This window comes from Bradyrhizobium sp. BR 10261, from assembly GCF_019455395.1.
GTDB classification, from domain to species: domain Bacteria; phylum Pseudomonadota; class Alphaproteobacteria; order Rhizobiales; family Xanthobacteraceae; genus Bradyrhizobium; species Bradyrhizobium manausense.
In genome coordinates, this window is record NZ_JACOFQ010000018.1 from 45,448 (window position 1) to 70,008 (window position 24,561).

A 24,561-nucleotide genomic window follows, 5' to 3' on the forward strand; every position below is an offset into this window, starting at 1 on the left:
ATCGATGTCCTTTGCGATATTCGAGGATTTGCGCCCGCTGGATCATCTAGTGCTTCGCGTCGTGACGAAGGACCAACAGGGAAAGTTGCCCCCGTGTGCCTCCGATGCCTGGAACGGGGCGCCCCTTACGGGGGGCCTTGACGCTCTGCGGGACGCTGCGCTCGGGATGGAATCGCGGTCAACACGGGTTGTTGGAGACGCGGCTCTCTATATTTTCGATGCCGATGTAAGCCACAGCCTCGTCGTGTTCGTTGACGGCCGAAAAGGCGTTCGAAAGTCCGTGTATGGCTGGCAGACCGACGGAAGTATTGTCGACTTCCTCAAGACGGCAGGCTTCGAGGCGCTTGTCGCGAAAGCAGAAAAGGACGCCGCCAAAAATCTCGACGGGGCCTATGTCGCTGTAGCTCAACAATTGTGGAGCGTGCTTGCGACGGCCAGCGCACCAAGCGGCACGGCGGAGGAGGCGCAAGCCGGCGCAGATGCGTTCAGGGAATTGGTTCGAGAAGCGAAGGCGCCGCCGGTTGTTGTAGTTCGCGTTGCATCATCCCTTGGAGCAGGCGCAACGCGCAGCCTTTTCGTGCCGTTTGGAATCTTAGGTGCAAGGGGAAACGGTGCTGTCTTGGATAAACCAATCACGGTCGTGCAGCCGATGGCGAAGGAGCGGTTTGTTTCCAACGACAGATGCATCAGCGACTGGACCTTGGTGTTACCACAAGCGCTTGAATCCGTGCCGGACGACGTGATGGATGTAGATCATTTTCCGAAGCCACTCCCTGGCACGAGGATAAAGGATATCGCGGGATTTACCGCGTTCTTGGGGAATGGAGCGTTCGCGCTGGACCGGCCGGCCTCGGGCCTTATCGTCCTTGCGCATCAAGGTGAGGGAGCGCTTTGGTTCGAGGCTAACACTAATCGCATAATCAAGCAGAACATCAGTCACCGCTTCAGTCCCGGCAGCGTCGGAATCTTATCGGCGTGCTCGGTTGCTGCGATGGCCAGTAGGAATGCCGAGCTTCTTGAGAAATTCAATGAACAGGGCCTGGACACCTTGATTGCGTCGCCATTTACACTCGACGCGTCTTATGGCGTGCAGTTTGCCTATTCATTTTCAGAAGCCGTTCAAGAAGCTGTCGCGGCAGGCCGGCGTCCGACCATCGTCGAGCTGTTTAAGCGGGCGATCGAAAAAACGGGAGAGAGGTTCTCCGAAAGCAATATAGGCAATTATAGGGAGCTCGGTCTTGAATACGTTGTTCTCGGTAATCCCGCTATCAAGCTTTGCGCGAGCGCTGAGCAGCCTTCGGCGCAGTAGCGTCGCGTTAGTCGCGATAGGCGTGGCGTGTTTAAGCGTGCCGGCGCGGGCGCAGGATGATAGTCCTGCCGTGGCGGAGCCTGCTTACCAGGCTCCAAGCACAGGTGGCCGGTTCATGGTCTTTGTGAGTGACCTGCATTTTGGCGTGGGCCGACGCCAGGATGGCGACTGGGATCCAACCGAGGATTTCCGGTGGCCGAATGCCCTACAGGGCTTCGTCGATAAAATTTCAGAGCTTGGCCACGAGCAGACGGATCTTGTGATCGTCGGCGACTTCTTGGAACTGTGGCAACCGCCGGCGAGTATCGCTTGCAAGGGGGACGGTGCCGATCTGGGATGCACGATCACCGAAATGGCTGAGCTATCCAAGTTGGTCGCAGCTCAGCACGGGACGGAGTTGCGTATCCTTAGGGGTTTTGCCGAACGAGGAGAGAATCGACTCCATCTCATTGTTGGCAATCACGACTCTACCCTGCGATATCAGGACGTCTGGGAGACGATCGGAGCATCGCTAAATTCGTCAAGTGGCCGGATAGAGCTTGTGACGAGCGGCCTTTGGACGTCGTCAGACGGTCGTATTCTGGCGGAGCACGGGCACCAGATAGGTGAGGATGTAAACCGGTACGAAAGCTGGCCCAACATTACCCGTCGCACAAATCATGATGATGTCGTTATCCGGCCGTGGGGAGAGCTTTTCGTCCAGCGGCTCTTCAACAGTCAGGAGGCGGTTTATCCCGTGATCGACAACCTCAGCCCGGAAACTGCGGGAGCGCGCATCAGGGCTGCCGACCGGGGATTTTGGAGGTCTGGGTACGATATAGCGCGGCTGCTTGTTTTCAATCTGTTTGAGACGTCGGTGAGCCAGAAAGCAGCGAGCTTGGGCGCGCCGCCAGCGGGTAAGATTATCTGGAATGTGGAGATTGCGCGAGGAATGCGGGGTTCTCTGTTGATCTACGCTTTGAATCGCACCGATCCAATGCGGCTCGAACTAGAGAAAGGTGGACCCGAGGCCGAAGCGGTAAAAAAAGAAATGGACAATGCTGTACAGAGACTATCCGACGAAGAGATCCGGCGAATTTGCGATCTGGTAGCGGAACGAGAGCCGGACCACAAATGTTGGGACAGCACACTGGGCGCGGTGAAGCAGAACCTACTAGACTCGAAGGCCGACGTAATGGGGAAACACTTGGCATTGCGGAAAATGGCGGACAAAGCGATGCAGGTTTTCATCTATGGGCATACACATCAGTTCGAAGAGCCTTGGATTGTTACTCTCAAGGGATCAGCCGAAGTGACAGTGGTCAACACCGGAGCGTTTCAGCGGCTCATCAATGAAAGAGCCTTCATGGCAAGGCTTCACGACCGATCGCCTGCAGAAGGATTGCGTACCATGGACCTGGCAGAGCTTGCACCCTGCTATAACGCGGTAATTGTTGCCGACAGCTCGAGTCCCAGTTTGGCGCCGCAATTGAAATCCTGGCTCATGCCTGAAGATAAGGCGGGCATGTTCGTTTCCGCTGAAGACCCGAGATGCTCAAATTGAGAGATCAAGTCGCGATAGCGGACAACTGGTGGAGTGTTGTCCCACACCGTTAGCAGGCTGTTGAAAAGGCGCTCGCCCGGGCCGGCGACGGTGTTCACTGACTCCGACAAGATTCGAGGATGGTACGTGCGCGGCGGTGACAGTCGAGCGGGCGAGCTGTTCAGCGACGTTGATCGGGAGGCGCGGGTGCGGCGTGCTCATCTGGTACGAGCGATCCCGGACGATTGTGACAGGCACTGTCGGCGCTGAAGAGCGAGTTTGCCTCGCTCTATCGCCGATTGGGCGGCCATTGATTTCTGCCGGAGAAGCTGCTCCGGGCGATGCTATTGCAGGCGTTCGATCCGCTCGGAGCGGCTTTTGACTTGTCTTAGAGATCTCGAATCTAAGGCGCTGGAAGAATTCTTTTTTTGGTGAGCGCGCTGGGGCTCGAACCCAGGACCCCGTGATTAAAAGTCACGTGCTCTACCGGCTGAGCTACGCGCTCCCATGGCCGCTGATGGCTGCAAGTTCGCCATCGTCTTCGGACATTCGAGAAGCATGTCTTGCCGCTGCGCTTCAGTTTGCGTCGCGGGGAAAACCGGCTGTTTCCGGATCATGCCTTCGGCCCGCGCTGTGTAGGGGGATGGGGCGCTGAGGTCAATAGCGGGAGTGGCTGCCAAAACAGGTGGCAGAAGTGGGGATTTTCCCGCCGCCTCCAGTGCTTAGGCCCGGCTTTTGAACCTGTTTGGCGGGGCGTCATCCACGTCCAAAGACACGCTGACTCCTGATCAGCTAGTCAGCGGGTCCCAGGTTCAAGCCTTGGTGCGCCCGCCAATACCTAGACGGTTTGGTCATTTTGACTTATTGAACAAGTCAAAATCGGAAAGCTGCTGTCTGATGGCCAACATCGACCCAATCCGCCGTGCCGAAATCGGCCGCGAGAAACGCGCAAGAACACGGGCCCAGCTGATTGCGGCAGCGAACGCACTCTTTGCCCGCCAACCCGTGGAGTCGGTCACGGTTGACGACGTGGTGCGGGAAGCGCAGGTCGCCAAGGGAACCTTCTACGTTCACTTCAAGGACCTGGGCGAGTTGACGGCGGCGGTGGCCGATGAGTTGGTATCCGCAATCGATGACCTGCTCCAGCCGACCCGGCTTTCCATCGACGAACCGGCGCTTCGGATAGCTTACGGCTGTAGCTGCTTCATCGATCGGGCACTGGCCGATGCCCGCTGGGCCGCTGTGACGGCGCGTATGGCCATAGCCGCGGCGAATGTCGGTGAGGTTGCCCGTCGGCGCCTGCTCGAAGATATCAGGCAGCATGTGAAACGCGGGACCAGCGCCATCAGCCCCGAACTCGGCTTGGAAGTCGCGGTCGGTATTCTGCTGCATGTGCTCGGCGCCATCGCCGAAGGTCGCTTGACCTCGCGCCATCGCGAAGGCGCGATCGCCGCAATCCTGCGTGCGATAGATGTCGACCCACCGCAAGTCAAATCCTTGCTGGCGCGCCTTCCGGAGCTTTCGGAAGGGGGGGCACTCAAGGGGAGGGGGAAGGGCCGGCTTCGCCGCTCGCCGACGACGGAGAAATAGTCCGCCGCTCAGGGACCGACGATGTCGGTTACCTGTTCGCCGAGATCGATCGTGCCGTCGCGGCTGCGGATCCGGGCGTTGATGCGGTCCCCCGGCTTGAGATATTGCGGGCGGCGCGCCTGTGCGGCGAGGAAAAGCTTCCAGAATTTGCGATCAGGCAGTAGCTGAACCAGCTTACGGATCGGCGGCGGCGGTATACGTAGCGCGCAGCCGCTCGGTGTGCCGGTCAACAAGACGTCGCCGCAAACGATGTTAGCGAAGGTGGAAAGTTCGGAAATGGTCTCGGCCGGCTTGAACACCAGGTTGGCCGTGGTGTCGCGCTGCCGTGGCGCGCCATTGACGTCGAGCTCGAGCGTGAGCTCGTCGATCACGGAAAACTCGTCCCTTTCCAGAACCGTCAGCCACGGTCCGATCGGGCAGAAACCACGGTGGCTCTTGCCCTTGAAAAACTGCGTTTGCGGCAACTGCACGTCGCGTGCGCTGAGATCGTTCGCAATGGTGATCGCAAACACGTAGTCGGCAAGTGTTTCGCGCGTGACTTTGATGGCGGACGAGATCGGACGGCGAAAGACCAGAGCGAGCTCGATCTCATAGTCCAGAAGCTTGACGTGTGCGGGACGAACCACCGCATCGTCGGCGGAGCAAAGCGAGGCATCCGCCTTGGTGAAGAACATGTTGAACACTTTGGCATCCGGATCCATGCCGGATTCGATCATGTGCTGACGGTAGTTCGCGCCCTGGCAATAGAGCCGGGCCGGTGTGGTCACCGGCGCCAGAATCTTAGCCGACGCCAGGGCGATGCGTGTGGTCCGGCCCGCCGCGCCGCGCCAGTCCGCTTCGCCATGCTCGATGAGCGCGGCGGTGGTCGGATAGTCGCCCGACAGTGGCGCGATGTGCGTTCCTGACACCACGCCCCAGCGCGGACCATCACCTGCTTCGAAACGTACCAGATTGGTCGCCATGACTTCCTCCCCTTCATGGGTTGCTGCAAAGCGCCGTGGAATTTCGGTGCCAACCCAAATGGTTGGCAGAATCCAACATGCGACGATAATCTCATATTGACTATTTAGTCGTTTTGACTACCATGTTCAAAAATAATTGTCGACCGTGTCGACGCAACGGCGGGGAAGCTCAAGTGGCGGTGGAAGGCATGGCGGCACAGGTGCGGCTACATGACGTCGAAGTCGCGATTGTCGGCGCTGGTCCGGTCGGACTGATGGTGGCCAATCTGCTCGGGGCTGCCGGAATCCAGGTTGCCGTCCTCGAGGCCAATGGAGGCCTGCTGGGATTGCCGCGAGCCATTGCCTATGATGGGGAGACGCTGCGGCTGTTCGCGCAAATGGGGCTGCTCGCCGACATTGAGCCCGGCCTGATCAAGAACCCTCACGTCCGCTATCTCAATTCACGAGGCCGCGTGCTGATGCAGGCAGACATGCCGGCCCAAGGGCCTTACGGCCAGTCGTCGCTCGGCACTTTCTACCAGCCAGATTTCGAGCGGGTCCTGCTCAGGGGGCTGGAACGGTTCGAGACGGTGAGGGTGCTGTTCGGCCATCAAGTCACCAGCCTGTTGCAGGGGGATGAGGATGCCGTGCTGTCGATCACGACACGCAGTGGACCGGCCAGCCTGCGGGCGAAGTTCGTGGTCGGCTGCGATGGCGGCACGAGCCGGATGCGCGATCTGCTCGGGGCCAAGCTGGTCGGCTCGACCTACGCGCAGCGGTGGTTGGTCGTTGATGCCATCGTCAGGGGACATCAGGTCAACCAGATCAGCTTCTACTGCGATCCCAGCCGCCCGCGCGTCGAACTGCCGGCCGTTGGCGAGCGCGTCCGGTGGGAATTCATGCAGCTACCGGGCGAGACCGAGGAAGAGCTGAAGAACGATGACCTGATCACCAAGCTGATCGTGGAGAGCACGCGATATCGCGAGGTCGAGATCGAGCGCAAAGCCGTGTATACCTTTCACGCGCGCGTTGCCGACCGTTGGCGCAACGGCCGCGGTTTTCTCGCCGGTGACGCAGCCCATCTGATGCCGCCCTTCGCCGGACAAGGCATGAACGGGGGCATGAAAGATGCCGTCAATCTCGCGTGGAAGCTCTCTTCCGTTCTCAGGGGATTCGCAAAGGAGGCGATCCTCGACAGCTATCAGCAGGAACGCGCTCCCGTTGTGCGCAAGATGGTGGAGGTGTCGCGCAGGCTCGGCGCCATCATCATGCCGACCAACCGTGTAGCAGCCGCCTTCCGCGACGCAGTATTAGCCTGCCTGAATACGTCGCGCGCGTTCCGCGCCTTCATCGGCCGCGGTGGCGTAGTGCCGCCGCCGGCGATCGGCCGCAGCCTGCTGACCACAACCGGGAGCGACGGCTTGGTCGGGCAGATGATGCTGCAACCCACCGTCGCGACGCCGGAAGGCTCGTTCCCACTCGATACCTTCCAGGCTTGTCATCAATGGATGGTGCTCGGCCTCGGCGTTGACCCGATCACGCTGCTCTCGGCGCGGGATCGTGGCATTCTTAGTGTGCTGGGCGTCCGCTCAGTCTGCATCAATGGTCGCAGAGAGTGGCCGCAGACGCTCGAATTGCAATGCAATGACGCCGCGTTCGAGACGTGGCTCAAGCGCCATGCAGTGCGCGCTGTTCTCGTTCGGCCTGATCGCTTCATCGCGAGCCGGCTCAATATGCAGGCACGCGATCTGCAGGTTCTCACCGCGTTCGAGCAGTCGCTCGATGTCGCCGCGCCAATCGCGGCCTGAGCCAAGGAGGCAAATATGTCTAACGGTGTGCTCAAGAGCGGTCCCGGCGCCATCGCGTTGCCACGCAGTGCGTCGCCTCTCGTCAAGGCCAAGCAGCTTCTCTACGCACATTTCGAGCGCCCCGATCTCGATATGACCGAGCGATACCTCGTCGACTTCGGCCTGGTTCAAGCGATGAGGAGCGAGAACGAGCTGTTCATGCGGGGAACGGGGACGGCGCCCTACATCTACCGCGTTACGCGCGGACGCAATGCGCGCTTCCTTGGCATGGGCCTGTCGGTGCCGAACGCCGAGGACCTCGAGCGGTTGGCCCGCAGATTCGGCAGCCGTGTCGAACGGGCGCCAGGGCCGGGAGGCGGCGCGGTCGTCCACCTGCGCGATCCCGATGGCGTCGCTGTCCACGTTCACCACGGCTTTGTGGAGAGCGAGCCGCTGGTGGTCCGTTCCCAGATCTTGCACAACGCGCCGAGCCTGACCGTTCGCGTCAATGACACGCAGCGACCGAAGTTGGAGCCGCCACAGGTGACCAAGCTCGGGCACCTCGTCCTGGAGACCCCTGATTTCAACCGCAGCGTACGTTGGTACATGGACACATTCGGTTTCATTCCGTCGGATGTGATGTGCCTTGCCGACGGCACGCCGGTGGGGTCGTTCACCCGCCTCGACCGAGGAAGCGAGCCGACCGACCATCATACGGTCTTCATTGCCATGGGAATGGAATCCAAGGTCGATCACGTCGCATTTGAGGTTGTCGACCTGGATGCCGTAGAAATGGGCCAGCAAGTGCTGATGGCAAAGCCCTACCGGCACGCCTGGGGCGTGGGCCGCCACCTGCTGGGGAGCCAGATTTTCGACTATTGGCGCGATCCCTGGGGGCAGAAGCACGAGCATTATGCCGACGGGGATCTGTTCGACGCCGTGCAGCCGGCGGGATACCACCTGATGGACCGCGGCGGTCTCTATCAATGGGGACCGGATCTGCCCGATGACTTCATCGATGCCCGCATGACGCCGGCGCGGCTCTGGCGGGTCCTGAAGTTGTCCATCAAGGACAAGGCGCGGGTGAAGCTGCTGTTGGCACTGAAGAACAGCATGGCGCGCCCTGGCCGTCAGTGGCAACGCTGAGCCGCCATCGGCTCCCTCCTCACGACTGCAACGAAGGTGTCCCATGCCGGTGCGAGATCTTGCTGACATTCAGAGAATAGAGGCCGAGCACCTCGCGACGCGGCGCTTGCCACAGACGACCTATGAGGTCTTCAGGGCCGGCGCTCAGCGGTGGCCCGACCGCAAGGCGCTGACCTTCTTTCTGTCCGCAGACGACTATCAGCGCGCCTCGACATGGAGCTATGCAGAGCTGCTGGCGGAAATCACCCGGGCCGCGAATGCGTTTCAGGCTTTCGGCGTCGACGCGGACCACCCGGTCGCGTATGTGCTGCCGAACCTGCCGGAAACGCACTTCACGATCTGGGGCGGCGAGGCCGCGGGCGTGGTGCTTGCGGTCAATCCTCTGCTTGAGCCGGACCTGGTCGTCGAGATCCTTCGCGCCGCCAAGGTGCGGGTGCTGGTGACGCTCGCGCCGGCGGCGGGCGCCGAGCTATGGAGCAAGCTTTCGCCTCGTCTTTCGACGCTGTCCGAGCTGCGAGTGGTCGCGCTGGTCGACGCGATGACCTATCGCGAAGGAGGCGTCGGCGCGTCGATGGCCGCCGCCGTCTCGGGCTTGCCGAATGCCGACTTCAAGGTCGTGGATTTCCGCGCGGCGATGCTGGCCCAACCTGCCGATCGCCTGGTCGTGCCGCGGACGATCACGGAACATTCAGTCTCATCCTATTTCTGCACCGGTGGCACGACGGGCGCGCCAAAGATTGCGGTGCGCACGCATGGCAATGAAGTCTTCGATGCCTGGGCCGCGGCGCAAGTGTTCGGCGCGTTCGAAGAGCCGCGGACATATTTTTGCGGCCTGCCGCTGTTTCACGTCAACGCCCAGCTCGTGACCGGTCTGTTGCCATGGATGCAGGGTCAGCATGTGCTCCTTGCAACGCCCGAGGGCTACCGCAGCAAGAACCTGATCGCGCGCTTCTGGGAGATTGCCGCCCATTACCGTATCGCGACGTTTTCCGGCGTGCCGACCGTCTACGCCGCCCTGCTGGAGGTGCCGGTCGGCGACAACGACGTGTCCAGCCTCGAATATGCGATCTGCGGCGCCGCGCCGATGCCGGCCAAGCTGATCGAGTCGTTCGAGGCCAAGACCGGTCTCAAGATCGTTGAAGGCTATGGGCTGACCGAGGGGACTTGCGTCTCCTGCCTCAACCCACCGGAGGGCAAGCGCCTCGCCGGATCGATAGGCCTTCGCCTGCCATACCAGCAGATGCGCGTCGTCGTTCTCGACGATGCCGGAAGCTTTGTCCGAATGGCTGACGTCGACGAGATCGGAACGATCGCCATCAGCGGTCCCAACGTGTTTGTGGGCTATCTCGATCCGCAGCAGAACAAGGACCTTTGGATCGATATCGAGGGAAGGCGCTGGCTCAACACCGGCGACCTCGGACGTCAGGATGACCGGGGATATTTCTGGCTTGCTGGCCGGCGCAAGGAGCTGATCATCCGAGGAGGGCACAACATCGACCCGAAGCTGATCGAGGATGCGCTGTCCAAACACCCCGCGATCGCGATGACTGCCGCTGTCGGCAGCCCCGACCCGTATGCGGGCGAGGTCCCCGTCGCCTATGTACAGCTCAAGCCCGGAGCTGCCGTCGAGGTCGACGAATTGATGGATTTTGCGGCCGCCCACGTTCCCGAGCGGGCGGCGATCCCCAAGCACGTGAAGATCATGCCGTCGCTGCCGGTGACCGGGATCGGCAAGGTCTTCAAGCCGGCCCTTCAGCAACGTGAGATCGAGGCTGCTGTTCGCGGCGAGGCACAGAACGCCGGGGCAACCATCATCGGGATGGCTCTCGAAAGTAGCCCCCGAGTGGGAAAGGTGATGCGCGTCCGCGCCGGTGCGGGGGCCGCGGCGCTTCGTGCAAGGCTGGAGCGTTATGCCTTCAAGTTCGAAGTGGTCGATTGGTAGATGGTCGCAACAACTCAAATCATCCCAAGCTGCGAGCCGGCGACCGCGGGTGCCCGCGCAGTCCTGATGTGCCTCGGGCCATCGGCGCAGGGCCGCCTGCAAATCCAGCGATTTCCCCGCCGAGAGCCGAGATCTGATGAGGTCGAGGTCGCGGTGACGGCTGCGTCGGTCAATCCGATCGACGTGCGACGCGCACGGGGATACGGCCGGCGGCTGCTATCGCTGCTCGGTGCCGGCAAGTTTCCCATGGTGCTCGGTAACGATTTAGCGGGCGTCGTCACGGCCGTTGGAAGCGGGGTCAGCGCCTTCAGGCTTGGCGATCGCGTGTACGGCACGAAGCCACCGTCGGCTGATGGCACCCATGCGAGCCATGTGCTGGTCAAGGCTGCGCATCTCCTGCCGGCTCCGCCGGAGGGGGACCTTCAGGCGCTCGCAGCGCTTCCCTACAGCTTCATTACCATGTGGCTTGCCGTCCGTGGTGCCGGACTGACGCCGCAGAACGCTCGCGGAAAAAGCGTGCTCGTCCTCGGGGCCGCCGGCGGCCTTGGGACGCTGTCGCTGCAGATGTTGTCCACCTGGGGAGCCACTGTTGCGGCCATCGCACGGCCGCACGATTTCCCGGCCTGCCGGGAAGCGGGCGCCCGTGTCGTGATCGACAGCACGGACAAGCCGTTCGCATCACTCTCGCGGACTTTCGATGCGACGCTTAATTTCGCGTCTTGGGAACACGATCGGCCGCTGCTCGGCTGCCTTCACGACGGTGCGTTCGGCCATGCCACGACGGTGCATCCGCTCCTCGGCAATTTCGATGAACTCGGCTGGGTACGCGGCGCGCTCAAGACAATGTCCGACAAGCGGGGCCACCGCGCCGCCTTGCCGAAGCGCGTGCAAAACTACCACTGGACAATCTTCAAGCCCGAAGCGGCTGCATTGGCCGAGCTGGGGAAACTGGTCGAGCAGCGGCGCATCTATCTCCCGATTGGCCTGCGGGCGCCACTGACGGACGCAGCGCAAGCGTTCGATTACGTTAGGGCCGGCAGGCGAGGACGGGTGCTGATCCTGCCGGACTCGTGACGCCCCCTAACATGTCTCTTAAGCGTCGGGCCACGGGCGCCGATCCGCCCCCTCAGTTCGCCTCCCGCTGCACCTCGCTCGGCACGGCCTGCGCGTTGCCGGGCCCGGGCAGGGCGACGGGGCGGAGGCCGATCAGCTCGGCGGTGCGGATCGCGCTGTCGCGCCAGAACTGGAACGAATTGATGCGGCTGAGCTCGAGGATCGCGATCGCGACCGCGGCCAGGAACGGCAGGCTCTGCAGCACCAGCACGCCGGCGAAGATATAGATCTCGGTGATCTGCCGGAAAGAGTTGGAGGCGATCAGCACGCCGGCGCCGACCAGAAGCAGGACGCCGATCACGGCCTCCCAGAACGCCTGGAACTCGATCGACATCCTGGAGAGGCCACCCTTGGAGGTGCGGGCGAACGCAATGTGTTCCGTGATCAGGCCCTGCGCGACTGCGCGCGACACCGTCCATTGCACGCTCATCGCGGCGATCATGGCGCCCAGCATCTGGCCGGGCTTGATCGCGACGCGGGCGCGATACATCGACAGGAAGTGCGCGAGCGAGACGATGAAGGCGCCGATGATCGGCAGCGTCAGGATCTTGTCGGGAATGGCGATGTCGGCGAAGGCGACGATCGGCACCCAGACGAGGTTGAGCAGCGCCACGACCACGCCGAGGCTTTCGGCCCCCAGCCAGTTGAGCCAGCCAAGGCCGTATTCGCGCTTCTGGTCGGGCGTCAGCCGGCTCCGTCCGGGCAGGAACTGCCGCCAGTGCTTCTTCACGATCTGCAGGCCGCCATAGGCCCAGCGGTGACGCTGCTTCTTGAAGGCTTCGTAGGTGTCGGGCAGCAGCCCCTTGCCATAGCGATAATTGGTGTAGTGGGTGGTCCAGCCGAGCTCCTGGATCGCAAGGCCGAGATCGGAGTCCTCGCAGATCGTGTCGGATGACCAGCCGCCGGCCATGTCCATCGCGGCGCGGCGGATCAGGCACATCGTGCCGTGCACGATGACGGCGTTGAGCTCGTTGCGCTGGACCATGCCGATGTCGAAGAAGCCGGCATATTCGCCGTTCATGATGTAGTGCATGATCGAGAGGTCGCCGTCGCGATGTTCCTGCGGCGCCTGCACGAGGCCAACGCGCGGATCGGCGAAGGCGGGCACGAGGTCCTTGAGCCAGTCGGGCTCGACCACATAGTCGGCATCGAGGATGCCGATGATCTCGGCGTCAACGGCGGTGCGGTCCATGGCGATGCGCAGCGCGCCGGCCTTGAAGCCCTGCACCTTCTCGGCGTTGATGAACTTGAAGCGCTCACCGAGCGCGCGGCAATGATCCTGGATCGGCTGCCAGAACGCCGGGTCCGGCGTGTTGTTGATGATCACGACGCATTCGTAGTTCGGATAGTCGAGCCGCGACAGCGCATCGAGCGTCTGCTTGAGCATCTCGACCGGCTCGTAATACGCAGGGATATGGATCGAGACCTTCGGGTAGTAATTGTCAGGCACGTTCTCGATCGCCTTGCCCTTGGCGAGCAGCCGCTGCGGCGGCCGTCCGAAGGCGACGGCCGCGATCTCGTCGATGCGGGCCATCGCGATGAGGACGAGAGGAACGAGGAGAATCATGCCGAGAGTCAGCGCGAAGGCCGAGCCGAAGATGAAGTAGTGGCCGTTCCAGAATGCGAACACGGTCGCGGCCCAGGCGCCGACGCCGTTCGCCGTGGCCGACAGCAGGAAGGCCTGTTTTGCGGTCGGCTGCTCCAGCCGCAGGATCGGCAACGACATCAGGACGCCGACCAGGAGCGCGATCGTCATCAGCTTCCAATAATCAGGGTTTTCGACCGGGCCGGTCCAGGCGAATTTCGGCTCGCGGCTGGCGTTGAGGATGCCCCAGTACGGACCGACGCCGCCTTCAAAATATTTCCAGGGCTGATCGATCGCTTCGACGATGTTGTATTCCATGCCCATGGCTTCGGCACGGCTGACGAAGTTGCGCAGCGTCAGCGCCTGCTGGAACGGGCCCGGGTCGGCGTTGCGCAGATTGTAGCCCGCGCTCGGCCAGCCGAACTCGGCGATCACGATGCGTTTGCCCGGGAACAGGTTGCGCAGCAGGTTGTAGCGGTCGACGGCCTGATCGACCGCCTGGTCCGAGCGGAAGTTCTCCCAATAGGGCAGCACGTGCGCGGCGATGAAATCGACGTTGGAGGCAAGGTCGGGATTGTCGCGCCAGATGTTCCAGATCTCGCCGGTGGTGACGGGCACGCGCACCGCGCTCTTCACCTTCTTGATCATCTCGATGAGGTCTTCGACCTTCTGCTCACCGCGGTAGATCACCTCGTTGCCGACGACGACGCCGTTGACGTTGCTGTTCTTGCGCGCGAGCTCGATCGCAGCCTTGATCTCGCGCTCGTTACGGTCAGGGTCCTTGTCGATCCAGGCGCCGACGGTGACCTTGAGGCCGAACTCGGCGGCAATCGGCGGCACCAGCTCCACACCGCCCGTCGACGAATAGAGGCGGATAGCGCGCGTCATCGTCGACAGCGTCTTCAGGTCTGAGCGGATTTTCTCGATGGTCGGAATGTTGTCGATATCAGGATGGGCCGAGCCCTCGAACGGCGCGTAGGAGACGCTCGGCAACAGGCCCTTGAAATCAGGCGCGGGTTCCCGGTCGCGCAGGACTCCCCAGATGCCGGCGTGAAGGACGGACACGAGCAACAGAACGGCGGCGACAGCGCGCATCGCGGCTAGACCAATAGGGGCTGAAATGGCAGGGCTGCGGATCCGACCCCGAGATCCGACCGAGTCCGCGGCAAAGGGAGCATACCTCTGCCGCGCGGTTTCTCAACTGTCATGGCCTCATGTCCTTATGAGGGCATGGCCTTTTGGGAGCGCGGCAGTGCCAACCCCAGCTATCGCCCATCGTTCCTGAACGACAGGTGAAACGATCGCGGCTATTTCTGGGGCGCCGGCGAGGGGCTTGCCGCAGGTGCCGGGCTCGTGGGCGGCTGGGGTGGCTGCGAATTGCCGGTCGTGGGCGCCGGAGGCTGGGAGGCTGCAGCCGCCGCCTGCTGCGGCTGGGCGGCTGGATTGATCCAGCAGGCATGGACGCGGCTGTCCAGGGTCTCGGCGACCTTGGGATCGATCTGGGCGCCGAAGCGGGTCAGGCAGCGGAACGCAGCCTGGATGTGGCCGCCGGGGCAGCCGAAGCGATCATAGAGGTCGAGATGGCGGAACGCGGTATCGAGGTCATCCCGCCACATCAGCCGCACCACACGCCGGCCGAGCCAGACGCATTCGGGATTGCCGGCCGGCCCGTTGATGGCCTGGGCGGCCTCGGCGAATTCGTCGGTGCGGCGCTGGTTCTGGGCGGTGGCGTCCTTGGCGGCGTCGGCAGGCTGGGCAGCGGCCTTGCCCTGGTCGGGGGCGGGCGTCCCGCTCTGGGCGGAAGCGCAGCCGAGGCCGGCCAGCAGGACAAGGGAGGAAACGGCCAACGAGGCGGCGAACTGCCGCAGGACCGCATTTCGTAACTCGAACACCCGTCGCCGCATGAATTCCCCAATGTCTCAGCCGTCCGCCCGCGGGAGGACCTCGCGGACGCCGGTCGTGATGGCGTCCAAATGGGTCTCCAATGCGGCGGAAAAGTCCCGCGAAATCCATTGGCCTGTATTTGGATTTTTGTCCAGCAAAGTCACGATCCTATGGGATGGTCGAACCGCCGCAGCCTAATTCGTCGGGGAGAGGGCGCGTGTGGCCGCGGTCCCCCCTTGGCAGACGGCGTGCGAGCGGGTAATCGACGGACCCTTCGCGGAGGACGGAACAAATTTCACTTCGTACGCCACTGGCGCTCCTGCTCGTCTCACTGGGTGCGATTGCTGCCGTGTGGTGGTGGCTTGCCACGCCGATCACGCTCGCGCGCGCCCCCATCGATCCCAATGACAAGGTTCAATGCGTCTCCTATGCGCCGTTCCGCGGCGAGCAGACGCCGTTGAACGCGTGGACTCAGATCGAGGCCGACCAGATCGAGCAGGACCTGCGGCAGCTCAAGGAGATCACCGACTGCGTCCGCACCTACTCCATTGAAAACGGGCTCGACCAGGTGCCGGCGGTTGCGACCAAGGTCGGCGGGCTGAAGGTGATCCAGGGCATCTGGCTCGGCAGCAACCGTGCCAAGAACTTTGCGCAGGTGGCGACCGCGGTCCGCCTCACCAAGGAATTCCCCGACACCATCTCCGCGCTCGTCGTCGGCAACGAGGTGTTGCTGCGCGGCGAGATGACGACGCAGGATCTCATCGCGATCATCCGCTCGGTGAAGGCGCAGGTCACCGTGCCCGTGACCTATGCCGACGTCTGGGAATATTGGCTGAAGAACCGCGAGGTCTATGACGCCGTCGACTTCGTCACCATTCACATCCTGCCTTATTGGGAGGATATGCCGGTGAAGGCGAAATTCGCCTCGTCCCATGTCGAGGCGATCCGCGAGCGGATGGCGGTGGCGTTCCCTGACAAGGAAATCCTGATCGGTGAAACCGGCTGGCCGAGCGAGGGCCGCATGCGCGAAGGCGCGCTGCCGTCGCGCACCAACCAGGCGCGCGTCGTCTCGGAGATTCTGGCGCTCGCGAAGACGCAGAAGTTTCGCGTCAATCTGATCGAGGCTTATGACCAGCCATGGAAGCGGCGGCTGGAAGGCACCGTCGGCGGCTATTGGGGTCTGCTCGATTCCGTGCGGCGCCAGCTGAAATATCCGCCGGGCGAGCCGATCAGCAATTTCCCCCTCTGGAAATGGTACATGGGGTCAGGCATGGGCCTCAGCGTGCTGGTGTTCGCGGTCGCCCTCATCACGCTGCGGCGCCGGCCCTGGACGCCGCGCTTCTCGGCCTGGCTCGCCGTCGGCATCTCCGCGACATCGGCGGGCATCCTGCTCGGGATCGCCGCCGACAAGATGTATTACGAGAGCTATGGCTGGGGCGGCTGGCTGCAATGGGGCGCGCTGCTGCTCGCCGGCATCCTCTCGCCGATCTTCTGCGCGCAGGCGCTCGTCATCGGCCGCAACCTGCCGAGCTTCCTCGATCTGCTGGGGCCGCGCGAGGGCCGCAAATGGTCGAAGCTTTCGGCCGTGCTCGGCCTGACCCTGGCGGTGACGGCGGTGATCGCGGCCGAGACCGCGCTCGGCTTCGTGTTCGATCCGCGCTACCGCGACTTCCCCTATGCCTCGCTGACGATGGCGGTGGTGCCGTTCGCGCTCTTGATGTTGAACCGGCCGCAGATCGGCGCGCGGCCGGTCGCGGAAGCGGTGTTCGCGGGGCTATTGGCGGTGTCGGCGCTCTACGTGCTTCTGAACGAAGGCCGCGACAATTGGCAGGCGATGTGGACCTGCGCGATCTATCTCTTGTTCGCGCTCACGCTGTGGCGGGCGCGGGCCGAGCAAAGCCAAGGATGAGCAGGCCGATCGCAAGGCCCGACAGCACGATGTTGTAGAGCACGATGCCGAGGCCGGCTGCGACCACGCCGAGCGTGAGCAGCACGATCGAAGGCCGCATCAGGTTCAGCGTGGCGATGACAAGCGCGACAATGCCGAACACCGAGTTCTTGAACAGCGACGTCGACACCGAGCGCGCCTTGCAGATCATGGTCTGCAGGCCGGCGTCGCATGCGAGCGCGACTTGCGAGAACTCGATCGCGAGATAGCGCACATAGAGCGCCCAGCCGACGGTGACGAACCCGACGACGATGAGAAACTGGACCTGATAGGGCGTGAGGCGAAACGGCTTCTTTGTCATGCCGGCAATATGGTCGGGATGGCGGGAGGGAGCAACAGGGGGCGGGGCATTTTTACACCGGGCCCATCCCTCGGGTCGCTGGCTTTTTTGCTGCACTCCGCGCCTCGGAACCGTAGCGATACGGATTTGCGAAAGTTTCGACCCGGCCTAACGTTCCACGTGAACGCGCCGAGCGTGACTGCTGATTCGATCAGGAGCGGATCACCTGGTTCCAGAGCGCGCTGATGAGGACGCGAGAGGATTGGCAATGACTGAAGCGTTGCAGATCAATTTTGCGCTGTGGGGCATGATCATCTGTGCGGTGATCAAGATCAGCCAGCTGACGGCCTTTTAGCCGAACGCGTCGCTCACGCGACGCTGAGCTCCGGCTCATCAATCAAGCGTTCTGATAGCCCTATCGCCTGAAGAAGGCTGATATCGTCGATCCCGCCGACGCCGTCTCCGGTGGCTTGGCTGCGGCCGGCGCCGGTTGCGGCGCGGGCGCCGGCTCCTCGCGCTTTGAGCGTTTGGAGGAGTAGCTGCGGCGATGCTTGTCGGGCTTGGCGGTCGGCGCGGGCGTGGGGGCCGTCTCGGCTTGCGGCACGGAGTCTTGCGCCTTCTCGGAGTTCTTCTCCGATCCCTTGTCCTGGGACTTGTCCTGGGATTTGTCTTGGGATCTGTCTTGGCTTTTGTCCTGAGATTTCTCTTGGGATTTGTCCGAGCCTCCGCGCATCGACAGGCGCTGGCCGTCGAACACCGTGGTCTCGCAATGGCGGTCGCTTTCGGCAAGGCCCGCACAGAGCTTTGCCGCGGCGGCGGCGTTGATCAGGGGACCTGCACCGAGCCGGAGCTGCATGCCGAGGCCGTTCGTGCCTTCCTTGATCATGATGATGGGCCGGAGTGCGGCGACCTCGGGGTTGGACTTGCTCAGCCCGCGCCAGAGCGCGCGCAAGCCGTCGACCGAATTCGCACCGCCGAGCTCGATGGCAAAGCGCGTCTGCTGAACTGCGATGGCGGGGACCTCGGCTTCTGTCGCCTCAGCTGGCTTGGCTGCTGCGACTTCGGTCGGAGCTGGCGCCGGCTCGGGCTTCTTGTCGGCGGCCTTTTCGGCTGGCTCCGGCTGGATCAGTTTCGACGCGGCAGGGTCGGGCGGTGCCATGATCGACTTCGATGGCAGCAGCGGAAGCATCGGCGCTGCCGATGGCGTTACCGGCGCCTGCTGAACCAGCGAGGCGGCAGCCGCTGTCTGTGGCGACGGGCTCGGCTGATCCTTCGCAGCCTCTTTCGAGCTGTCCTTGCTCGAACTGTCCTTGCTCGCGACGTCCTTGGGCTCCTTGGCGGCCGCGACGCGCAGCCTGTCGACCAGCGAGGCGGCCGTCGAGGCAACCGGTGCGACCTCCGGTGCCGGGGCCGGGGGCTGTGCAGCGGCGACGGGAACGTCCTGCGGCTTCGAGGCTGGCGCCGGCTGCGATGTCGCGTTCTGCTTGGCGATGGCGCCTGTGACGGAATCGAGCCCCTGCTCGAGCACCGTAACGCGCGAATAGAGCCGGTCGCGATCGGTGTTCAGCGTCTCGATCGCGGAGGCGAGGCGGCGGGCTTCGAGCTGGATTTGCTTGGTCAGCACCTGAATCTGATCGGACTGGCGGGCGAGGTCGGCGGAGGCGACCTGGTCGCGCCGCCAGCCGAGCTGGGCCTGGTTGGCCATCACGGCGACCACGACCGCGCCGACGGCGGCGACGCCCCACGAGCCCAGCCGCCACAGCAAACGACGATCGAACGCCGCTTCCTCGGCCAAAAGTCCGGAGAACAGCCCGCCGGTCTCCTTATCGCCGAAGGCATCCGCCAGTGGGTCGGAATCCTTTGCCATGAACGTTAAGTGCCCAGCCCTGTCTGGCTTCCCCGAATCAATCAAGGAACATTAACAGGAAAACCCACGCGCACTTGAATTCCGGGCGTTTGCGGGGGTAGCAAGGCGGAAAGCTCAGGCGGCGTCGGCGTGTCGCCAGCCGATGTGATGATCGATTCGGCCATATTGACAGGATTGCGATGACCATCCGCTCAAGCCTCACGATCGTGCTCGCCGCCGGCGAGGGCACGCGCATGCGATCGAACCTGCCGAAAGTGCTGCATTCCGTCGCTCACCAGTCGTTACTCGCCCATGTGCTTGGCGCCGCACCGCAGGGAACCGGCACAGCGCTTGCGGTCGTGATCGGCCCCGATCATCAGGCGGTCGCGGACGAGGCCAAGCGTATCCGCCCCGATGCGCTCATCTTCGTGCAGGCCGAGCGGCTCGGCACGGCGCATGCGGTGCTAGCGGCGCGAAAGGCGATTGCGCGCGGCGTCGATGACGTCCTGATCGCCTTCGGTGATACGCCACTGATCTCGGCCGAGACCTTTGCGCGGCTGCGCGCGCCGCTTGCCGGCGGGGCCGCGCTCGCCGCGCTCGGCTTCCGCGCCAAGGATCCAACGGGCTACGGACGCTTCATCGTCGAGGGCAATCGCCTGGTGGCGATCCGCGAGCATGCCGATGCCAGCACTGATGAGCGCAAGATCGATCTGTGCAATGCCGGGGTGATGGCGATCGACGGCCGCCGCGCGCTCGCGATCCTCGACAGAATCGGCAATGCGAATTCCAAGGGCGAGTATTATCTACCCGATGCGGTCGGCGTGACCAACGACAATGGATGGGAGTCCGTGGTGATCGAAACCAGCGAGGACGAAGTGCGCGGCATCAACACCAAGGCCCAGCTTGCGGAAGCGGAGGGCGTGATGCAGACGCGACTGCGCAAGGCCGCGATGGATGCGGGCGTGACGCTGATCGCCCCCGAAACCGTCTTTCTCGCCGCCGACACCGTGTTCGGCAAGGACGTCACCATCGAGCCGTTCGTGGTGATCGGCCCCGGCGTCTCGATCGCCGACGGCACCGTGATCCATTCCTTCTCGCATATCGTCGAGACCACGCTCGGCAAGAAGGTTTCGGTCGGGCCCTATGCGCGGCTCAGGCCCGGCACGTCGCTCGGCGACGGCGCGCGGATCGGCAATTTCGTGGAGACCAAGGCGGCGACTCTCGAGGCCGGCGTCAAGGTCAACCATCTCTCCTACATTGGCGATGCCACCGTCGGTGCCGCCTCCAACATCGGCGCCGGCACCATCACCTGCAACTATGATGGCTTCAAGAAGCACAAGACGGTGATCGGGCAGGGCGCCTTCGTCGGCTCCAACTCCTCGCTGGTCGCCCCGGTCAAGATCGGCAACGGCGCCTATATCGGCTCGGGTTCTGTGATCACGAAAGATGTGCCTGACGATGCGATGGCGCTGGAGCGCAGCCAGCAGACCATCAGGGAAGGCGGCGCGGCGCGCTATCGCGAGATGAAGAGCGGCGGGAAGAAGGCTGAAAAATAAGACGCGTTATTCGTCGTCGGCGAATTCGGAGAAGATGGCGCGCGTCAGGCGCCAGCCGCGCGGCTTGGCGCGCTTGATCGGCTCGCCTTCAGGATGCTTGATGAAGACAGGCTTGCTTTCCTTGCCGCGCTGGGGCGGCGGCCAATGCGCCAGGTGCGTGCCGGACGTCTCACTGGCACGTATATACAGCGATGACCGACCTTTGCGGTCGGACGTGGTGGCTTTCATGGCCTTGATCTCCTGGGCGGGAATCGTTGGCCAAACTTGTTGACGTCGGGTTAATGCGCGAGGTTAAAAGCCGGTCACATCGATACGGGACCCGGGATTGGCGTCAGCGGACGCTTGTCGCAATCGGTCATAATTATTGAGTATCTGGTTCCTTAGGAACTTGGCTAAAAAATGAACGCGTCGTTTAGGCGATTTTTCGACGGATTTGGGGGATATTGATCCGCATGTGCGGGATTGTCGGCATTCTCGGGCGCGAGCCGGTTGCGGAGCAATTGGTGGATTCGCTCAAACGTCTCGAATATCGCGGCTACGATTCCGCGGGCGTCGCCACGCTCGAAGGCAAGCACCTCGCGCGCCGCCGGGCCGAGGGCAAGCTGAAGAACCTCGAGAAGCGGCTGGAGGCTGAGCCGCTTCTGGGCACCACCGGCATCGGTCACACCCGCTGGGCCACGCACGGCAAGCCGACCGTCAACAATGCCCATCCGCATGCGACCGATCGCGTCGCGGTCGTGCATAACGGCATCATCGAGAATTTCCGCGAGCTGCGCGAGGAACTCGAGACGAAGGGCACGGTGTTCCACACCGAGACCGACACCGAGATCGTATTGCACCTCGTCGACGATCTCCTGACGCGCGGCAGCAAGCCGGTGGAAGCAGTCAAGCTGACGCTGGCGCGCTTGCGCGGCGCTTTCGCGCTCGGCTTCATCTTCGCCGGCGATGACGACCTCATGATCGGCGCCCGCAACGGGCCGCCGCTCGCGATCGGCTATGGCGACGGCGAGATGTATCTTGGCTCGGATGCGATCGCGCTCGGCCCGTTCACCGACACGATCAGCTATCTCGAGGATGGCGACTGGGTGGTGCTGACCCGCAAGAGCGCCACGATCTTCGACAAGGACGGCAAGGCCGTTGCGCGCGACAAGATCAAGCACGCCGCCTCGACCTCACTGGTCGACAAGGCCAACTACCGCCATTTCATGGCGAAGGAGATCCACGAGCAGCCGGAAGTGGTCGGCCACACGCTGGCGCGCTATGTCGACATGGCGACCGAGCGCGTCTCGCTGCCGGTCAAGCTGCCGTTCGACTTCAAGGATATCCAGCGCATCAACATCACGGCCTGCGGCACCGCGAGCTATGCCGGCATCGTCGCCAAATACTGGTTCGAGCGCTTTGCGCGCCTGCCGGTCGAGGTCGATGTCGCATCCGAGTTCCGCTACCGCGAAGCGCCGCTGCGCAAGGGCGATCTAGCGATCTTCATCTCGCAATCCGGCGAGACCGCCGACACATTGGCGGCGCTGCGCTACGCCAAGGCGGAGGGCGCGCACACCATCGGCGTCGTCAACGTGCCGACCTCGACCATCGCGCGCGAGAGCGAGACCGTGCTGCAGACGCTGGCCGGCCCCGAGATCGGCGTCGCCTCGACCAAGGCCTTCACCTGCCAACTCATGGTGCTGGCAAACCTCGCGATTGCAGCGGGCAAAGCGCGCGGCGTATTGTCCGATGAGGACGAAACCAAGCTCGTTCACGGCCTCGTCGAGATCCCGCGTCTGATGTCGGATGCACTCACCAATGAGGTTCAGATCGAGAAGCTCGCGCACCGGATCGCAAAATCCCGCGACGTGCTCTATCTCGGTCGGGGCACCAGCTTCCCGCTGGCGCTCGAAGGCGCGCTGAAACTGAAGGAAATCTCCTACATCCACGCCGAAGGCTATGCCGCCGGTGAGCTCAAGCACGGCCCGATCGCGCTGATCGACGAGACCGTGCCTGTTGTCGTCATCGCGCCCTACGATCGCGTATTCGAGAAGACCGTCTCCAACATGCAGGAGGTCGCCGCCCGCGGCGGCAACATCATCCTGATGACGGACGCCAAGGGTGCGGCGGAAGCGACGGTGAATTCGCTCGTCACCATCGTCTTGCCCGACATGGCCGCGGCCTTTACCCCGATGGTCTACGCCGTTCCGGTCCAGCTGCTGGCCTATCATACGGCTGTGGTGATGGGCACCGACGTCGATCAGCCGCGCAACCTCGCGAAATCGGTGACCGTGGAATAGGCAGAAGGGATCACGTCGCACTCTTCCAAAACCTGCTAGAAGCCCCTAGCTTGGACGAAGCGACCGACCTGGAACCCGAATGACCCCCCGCGACGACGCGCCTGCGCCACTTGATCCCATCCCGGAACCGCATACCGGCCTGATGGGCCGTTTTCGCAATTATTTCCTGACCGGGCTGATCGTCACCGGTCCGATTGCAATCACGCTGTATCTGGTCTGGTGGTTCGTCACCTGGGTCGACGGCGTGGTGCGACCCTTCGTGCCGCAGGCCTACCGGCCGGAAACCTATCTTCCTTACGGCGTTCCCGGCTGGGGACTGATTGTCGCATTCTTCACGCTGACGCTGGTCGGCTTCCTCGCGGCGAACCTGATCGGCCGCACGCTGGTCGATGTCGGCGAGACTTTCCTCGGCCGGATCCCTGCGGTTCGTGCCATCTATCGCGGCCTGAAGCAGGTGTTTGAGACGCTGTTCTCGGGCAAGGGTTCGAGCTTCCGCAAAGTGGGCCTGGTCGAGTTTCCTTCGCCCGGCATGTGGTCGATCGTGCTGATCTCGCAATCGCCGAACGAAGAGATCTCGCGCAGCCTGCCGGGGCAGGACGAACATGTCTCGGTATTTCTGCCGTGCTCGCCGAACCCGACCACCGGATTCTTCTTCTACGTGCCCAAGAGCAAGATCATCGAGGTCGACCTCACCGCCGAGGATGCCGCAACGCTGATCATGTCCGCCGGCGTGGTGCAGCCCGGCTCGGCACCCGACTCGAAGAAGGCCGCCGCGCTCGCGGGCATGGCCAATGCCGCGCGCATTGCCAATGCCTCCACGCTCCAGCCTGAGCCTGCGAAGGCGGAGTAGGGCTATTCCCCGTCGGGATGGCCTGCGGTCACGCCGGCGTTGGCGTCCTCTGCTATTGTTCGGTCGGACCGAGCGCAGCGCTCGGACGTCGAACTGGAGCGCTCCCGATGTCGAAGACCATTGCGATCCTCGCGCCCGGTGCCATGGGCAGCGCGGTGGCGCGTCGCCTGAGCGAGAACGGCGCGCGCGTGCTGACGTCCTTGAAGGGACGCAGCGAGGCGACGCTGAAACGCGCGGCGGATGCCGGCATGATCGGCGCCGAGGACGATGCGATCGCGGATGCCGATATCATTCTCTCCATCGTGCCGCCGGGCGAGGCGGAGAGGCTGGCGGAGCGGCTGGCTGCATTGATTGTGAAGCGCCGCAAGAAGCCGGTCGTGGTCGACTGCAACGCCGTCAATGTCGACACGGTGAAGCGGATCGAGGAGATCATCGGCTCGGCGCAGGCGCCCTTCGTCGATGGCGGCATCATCGGCTTCCCGCCGCAGCCGGGCGGCAAGAGCCCGGCCTTCTACATGTCCGGCGAGCATGCCAGGGATCTCGCCGTGCTCAAGGATTTCGGGCTCGACATCCGCATCGTCCAAGGTCCGGTGGGTGCTGCCTCTGCGCTAAAAATGTCCTATGCCGGCATCGTCAAGGGCCTCGCCGGCATCGGCTCGGCCATGGTGATCGCGGCGACCAAGGCGGGGGCCGCGGATGCACTGCGCGACGAGCTCGCGCTCAGCCAGCCCGCGATCCTGGCCCGGCTCGAGGTCGCACTGCCCGACATGATCCCGAAGGCCTATCGCTGGGTCGCGGAGATGCAGGAGATATCAGGCTTCCTCGGGCCGGACCATCCGGCAAGCCAGATCTACGAAGGCTTTGCCAGATGGTTCGAGCATCTGGCCGCCGATGCCAAAGGCGAGGCAGTCGATGCGTCGCTACTGAAGGCGTTCGCGACCGGTGTTGCAAAGAAGGCCTGATCTTCACTTGTTTGGCGGCCA

Annotated in this window: 17 protein-coding genes, 1 tRNA gene and 1 pseudogene; 12 read left to right on the forward strand and 7 right to left on the reverse strand. The window is 63.3% G+C overall.

Annotated elements, in window-relative coordinates; translation table 11 throughout:
- Nucleotides 1-1,424: 1,424 nt before the first annotated feature.
- Together HYH07_RS21305 and HYH07_RS36365 are read left to right on the forward strand one after the other, a co-directional pair.
- A complete protein-coding gene (locus tag HYH07_RS21305; RefSeq protein WP_220004331.1) occupies nucleotides 1,425-2,852 on the forward strand; it encodes a metallophosphoesterase in 1,428 nt (475 codons plus the stop codon).
- Nucleotides 2,853-2,978: 126 nt separating this feature from the next.
- Nucleotides 2,979-3,190 (forward strand): annotated as a pseudogene (locus HYH07_RS36365) (IS5/IS1182 family transposase); the annotation flags it as partial.
- 70 nt (nucleotides 3,191-3,260) lie between these two features.
- Here HYH07_RS36365 and HYH07_RS21310 read toward each other — a convergent pair.
- A tRNA-Lys gene (locus HYH07_RS21310) sits at nucleotides 3,261-3,336 on the reverse strand.
- 392 nt (nucleotides 3,337-3,728) lie between these two features.
- Here HYH07_RS21310 and HYH07_RS21315 point away from each other — a divergent pair.
- On the forward strand, nucleotides 3,729-4,421 hold the full coding sequence (locus HYH07_RS21315) for a TetR/AcrR family transcriptional regulator (RefSeq protein ID WP_220004332.1): 693 nt from the start codon (nucleotides 3,729-3,731) through the stop codon (nucleotides 4,419-4,421).
- Nucleotides 4,422-4,429: 8 nt separating this feature from the next.
- Here HYH07_RS21315 and HYH07_RS21320 read toward each other — a convergent pair whose 3' ends face one another.
- Entirely contained in the window at nucleotides 4,430-5,383 is a 954-nt protein-coding gene (locus HYH07_RS21320; RefSeq protein ID WP_220004333.1) for a fumarylacetoacetate hydrolase family protein, read from the reverse strand.
- 173 nt (nucleotides 5,384-5,556) lie between these two features.
- Here HYH07_RS21320 and HYH07_RS21325 point away from each other — a divergent pair, with 173 nt between their 5' ends.
- From HYH07_RS21325 to HYH07_RS21340, 4 genes are all read left to right on the forward strand, one after another.
- A complete protein-coding gene (locus HYH07_RS21325) occupies nucleotides 5,557-7,170 on the forward strand; it encodes a bifunctional 3-(3-hydroxy-phenyl)propionate/3-hydroxycinnamic acid hydroxylase (protein WP_220004334.1) in 1,614 nt (537 codons plus the stop codon).
- Nucleotides 7,171-7,197: 27 nt separating this feature from the next.
- Nucleotides 7,198-8,295 carry a VOC family protein gene (locus HYH07_RS36605; protein ID WP_220004335.1) on the forward strand — a complete coding sequence of 366 codons (1,098 nt, stop codon included), beginning with the start codon at nucleotides 7,198-7,200 and terminating at the stop codon, nucleotides 8,293-8,295.
- Nucleotides 8,296-8,338: 43 nt separating this feature from the next.
- A complete protein-coding gene (locus tag HYH07_RS21335) occupies nucleotides 8,339-10,237 on the forward strand; it encodes an acyl-CoA synthetase (protein ID WP_220004336.1) in 1,899 nt (632 codons plus the stop codon).
- Nucleotides 10,238-10,303: 66 nt separating this feature from the next.
- Nucleotides 10,304-11,311, forward strand: coding sequence for an alcohol dehydrogenase catalytic domain-containing protein (locus HYH07_RS21340; RefSeq protein ID WP_228749694.1), 1,008 nt, complete (start codon nucleotides 10,304-10,306; stop codon nucleotides 11,309-11,311).
- A gap of 52 nt (nucleotides 11,312-11,363) precedes the next feature.
- Here HYH07_RS21340 and HYH07_RS21345 read toward each other — a convergent pair whose 3' ends face one another.
- Nucleotides 11,364-14,030: a glycosyltransferase gene (locus HYH07_RS21345; protein WP_220004338.1), complete on the reverse strand. Its 2,667-nt coding sequence runs from the start codon at nucleotides 14,028-14,030 to the stop codon at nucleotides 11,364-11,366.
- A 212-nt stretch (nucleotides 14,031-14,242) separates the two neighbouring features.
- Complete coding sequence (locus HYH07_RS21350) at nucleotides 14,243-14,839, reverse strand: beta-1-3, beta-1-6-glucan biosynthesis protein (RefSeq protein ID WP_220004339.1); 597 nt, start codon at nucleotides 14,837-14,839, stop codon at nucleotides 14,243-14,245.
- A gap of 329 nt (nucleotides 14,840-15,168) precedes the next feature.
- Between HYH07_RS21350 and HYH07_RS21355 the strand changes: the two genes are divergently transcribed.
- On the forward strand, nucleotides 15,169-16,728 hold the full coding sequence (locus HYH07_RS21355) for a beta-(1-6) glucans synthase (protein WP_312016688.1): 1,560 nt from the start codon (nucleotides 15,169-15,171) through the stop codon (nucleotides 16,726-16,728).
- Here HYH07_RS21355 and HYH07_RS21360 read toward each other — a convergent pair.
- Both HYH07_RS21360 and HYH07_RS21365 read right to left on the reverse strand, forming a co-directional pair.
- Nucleotides 16,688-17,068 carry a hypothetical protein gene (locus tag HYH07_RS21360; protein WP_027534560.1) on the reverse strand — a complete coding sequence of 127 codons (381 nt, stop codon included), beginning with the start codon at nucleotides 17,066-17,068 and terminating at the stop codon, nucleotides 16,688-16,690. The genes HYH07_RS21355 and HYH07_RS21360 overlap by 41 nt on opposite strands.
- A 394-nt stretch (nucleotides 17,069-17,462) precedes the next feature.
- The gene (locus HYH07_RS21365; protein WP_220004340.1) at nucleotides 17,463-18,914 is read right to left on the reverse strand and encodes a hypothetical protein; all 1,452 of its coding nucleotides are present in this window, start codon (nucleotides 18,912-18,914) and stop codon (nucleotides 17,463-17,465) included.
- A gap of 179 nt (nucleotides 18,915-19,093) precedes the next feature.
- Here HYH07_RS21365 and glmU point away from each other — a divergent pair, with 179 nt between their 5' ends.
- Nucleotides 19,094-20,449, forward strand: a complete 1,356-nt coding sequence (gene glmU / locus HYH07_RS21370; RefSeq protein ID WP_220004341.1) for a bifunctional UDP-N-acetylglucosamine diphosphorylase/glucosamine-1-phosphate N-acetyltransferase GlmU — start codon at nucleotides 19,094-19,096, stop codon at nucleotides 20,447-20,449.
- Nucleotides 20,450-20,455: 6 nt separating this feature from the next.
- Here glmU and HYH07_RS21375 read toward each other — a convergent pair whose 3' ends face one another.
- Nucleotides 20,456-20,677: a hypothetical protein gene (locus HYH07_RS21375; protein ID WP_057755420.1), complete on the reverse strand. Its 222-nt coding sequence runs from the start codon at nucleotides 20,675-20,677 to the stop codon at nucleotides 20,456-20,458.
- A gap of 224 nt (nucleotides 20,678-20,901) precedes the next feature.
- Between HYH07_RS21375 and glmS the strand changes: the two genes are divergently transcribed.
- The 3 genes from glmS to HYH07_RS21390 all read left to right on the forward strand — a co-directional run bounded on the left by glmS (nucleotide 20,902) and on the right by HYH07_RS21390 (nucleotide 24,540).
- On the forward strand, nucleotides 20,902-22,728 hold the full coding sequence (glmS, locus tag HYH07_RS21380; RefSeq protein WP_220004342.1) for a glutamine--fructose-6-phosphate transaminase (isomerizing): 1,827 nt from the start codon (nucleotides 20,902-20,904) through the stop codon (nucleotides 22,726-22,728).
- A 79-nt stretch (nucleotides 22,729-22,807) separates the two neighbouring features.
- Nucleotides 22,808-23,578 carry a DUF502 domain-containing protein gene (locus HYH07_RS21385; RefSeq protein ID WP_220004343.1) on the forward strand — a complete coding sequence of 257 codons (771 nt, stop codon included), beginning with the start codon at nucleotides 22,808-22,810 and terminating at the stop codon, nucleotides 23,576-23,578.
- 107 nt (nucleotides 23,579-23,685) lie between these two features.
- Nucleotides 23,686-24,540: an NAD(P)-dependent oxidoreductase gene (locus HYH07_RS21390; RefSeq protein ID WP_220004344.1), complete on the forward strand. Its 855-nt coding sequence runs from the start codon at nucleotides 23,686-23,688 to the stop codon at nucleotides 24,538-24,540.
- The last annotated feature ends 21 nt before the right edge of the window (nucleotides 24,541-24,561 follow it).

Bases quoted from the DNA above. Each gene is read 5' to 3' on its own strand.
- HYH07_RS21360 (WP_027534560.1), bottom strand. From the start codon at position 17,068: ATGACAAAGAAGCCGTTTCGCCTCACGCCCTATCAGGTCCAGTTTCTC.
- HYH07_RS21340 (WP_228749694.1), top strand. From the start codon at position 10,304: ATGTGCCTCGGGCCATCGGCGCAGGGCCGCCTGCAAATCCAGCGATTT.
- glmS (WP_220004342.1), top strand. From the start codon at position 20,902: ATGTGCGGGATTGTCGGCATTCTCGGGCGCGAGCCGGTTGCGGAGCAA.
- HYH07_RS21385 (WP_220004343.1), top strand. From the start codon at position 22,808: ATGACCCCCCGCGACGACGCGCCTGCGCCACTTGATCCCATCCCGGAA.
- HYH07_RS21335 (WP_220004336.1), top strand. From the start codon at position 8,339: ATGCCGGTGCGAGATCTTGCTGACATTCAGAGAATAGAGGCCGAGCAC.
- HYH07_RS21375 (WP_057755420.1), bottom strand. From the start codon at position 20,677: ATGAAAGCCACCACGTCCGACCGCAAAGGTCGGTCATCGCTGTATATA.
- HYH07_RS21315 (WP_220004332.1), top strand. From the start codon at position 3,729: ATGGCCAACATCGACCCAATCCGCCGTGCCGAAATCGGCCGCGAGAAA.
- HYH07_RS21345 (WP_220004338.1), bottom strand. From the start codon at position 14,030: ATGCGCGCTGTCGCCGCCGTTCTGTTGCTCGTGTCCGTCCTTCACGCC.
- HYH07_RS21390 (WP_220004344.1), top strand. From the start codon at position 23,686: ATGTCGAAGACCATTGCGATCCTCGCGCCCGGTGCCATGGGCAGCGCG.
- HYH07_RS21365 (WP_220004340.1), bottom strand. From the start codon at position 18,914: ATGGCAAAGGATTCCGACCCACTGGCGGATGCCTTCGGCGATAAGGAG.
- HYH07_RS21350 (WP_220004339.1), bottom strand. From the start codon at position 14,839: ATGCGGCGACGGGTGTTCGAGTTACGAAATGCGGTCCTGCGGCAGTTC.
- glmU (WP_220004341.1), top strand. From the start codon at position 19,094: ATGACCATCCGCTCAAGCCTCACGATCGTGCTCGCCGCCGGCGAGGGC.
- HYH07_RS21305 (WP_220004331.1), top strand. From the start codon at position 1,425: ATGGTCTTTGTGAGTGACCTGCATTTTGGCGTGGGCCGACGCCAGGAT.
- HYH07_RS21320 (WP_220004333.1), bottom strand. From the start codon at position 5,383: ATGGCGACCAATCTGGTACGTTTCGAAGCAGGTGATGGTCCGCGCTGG.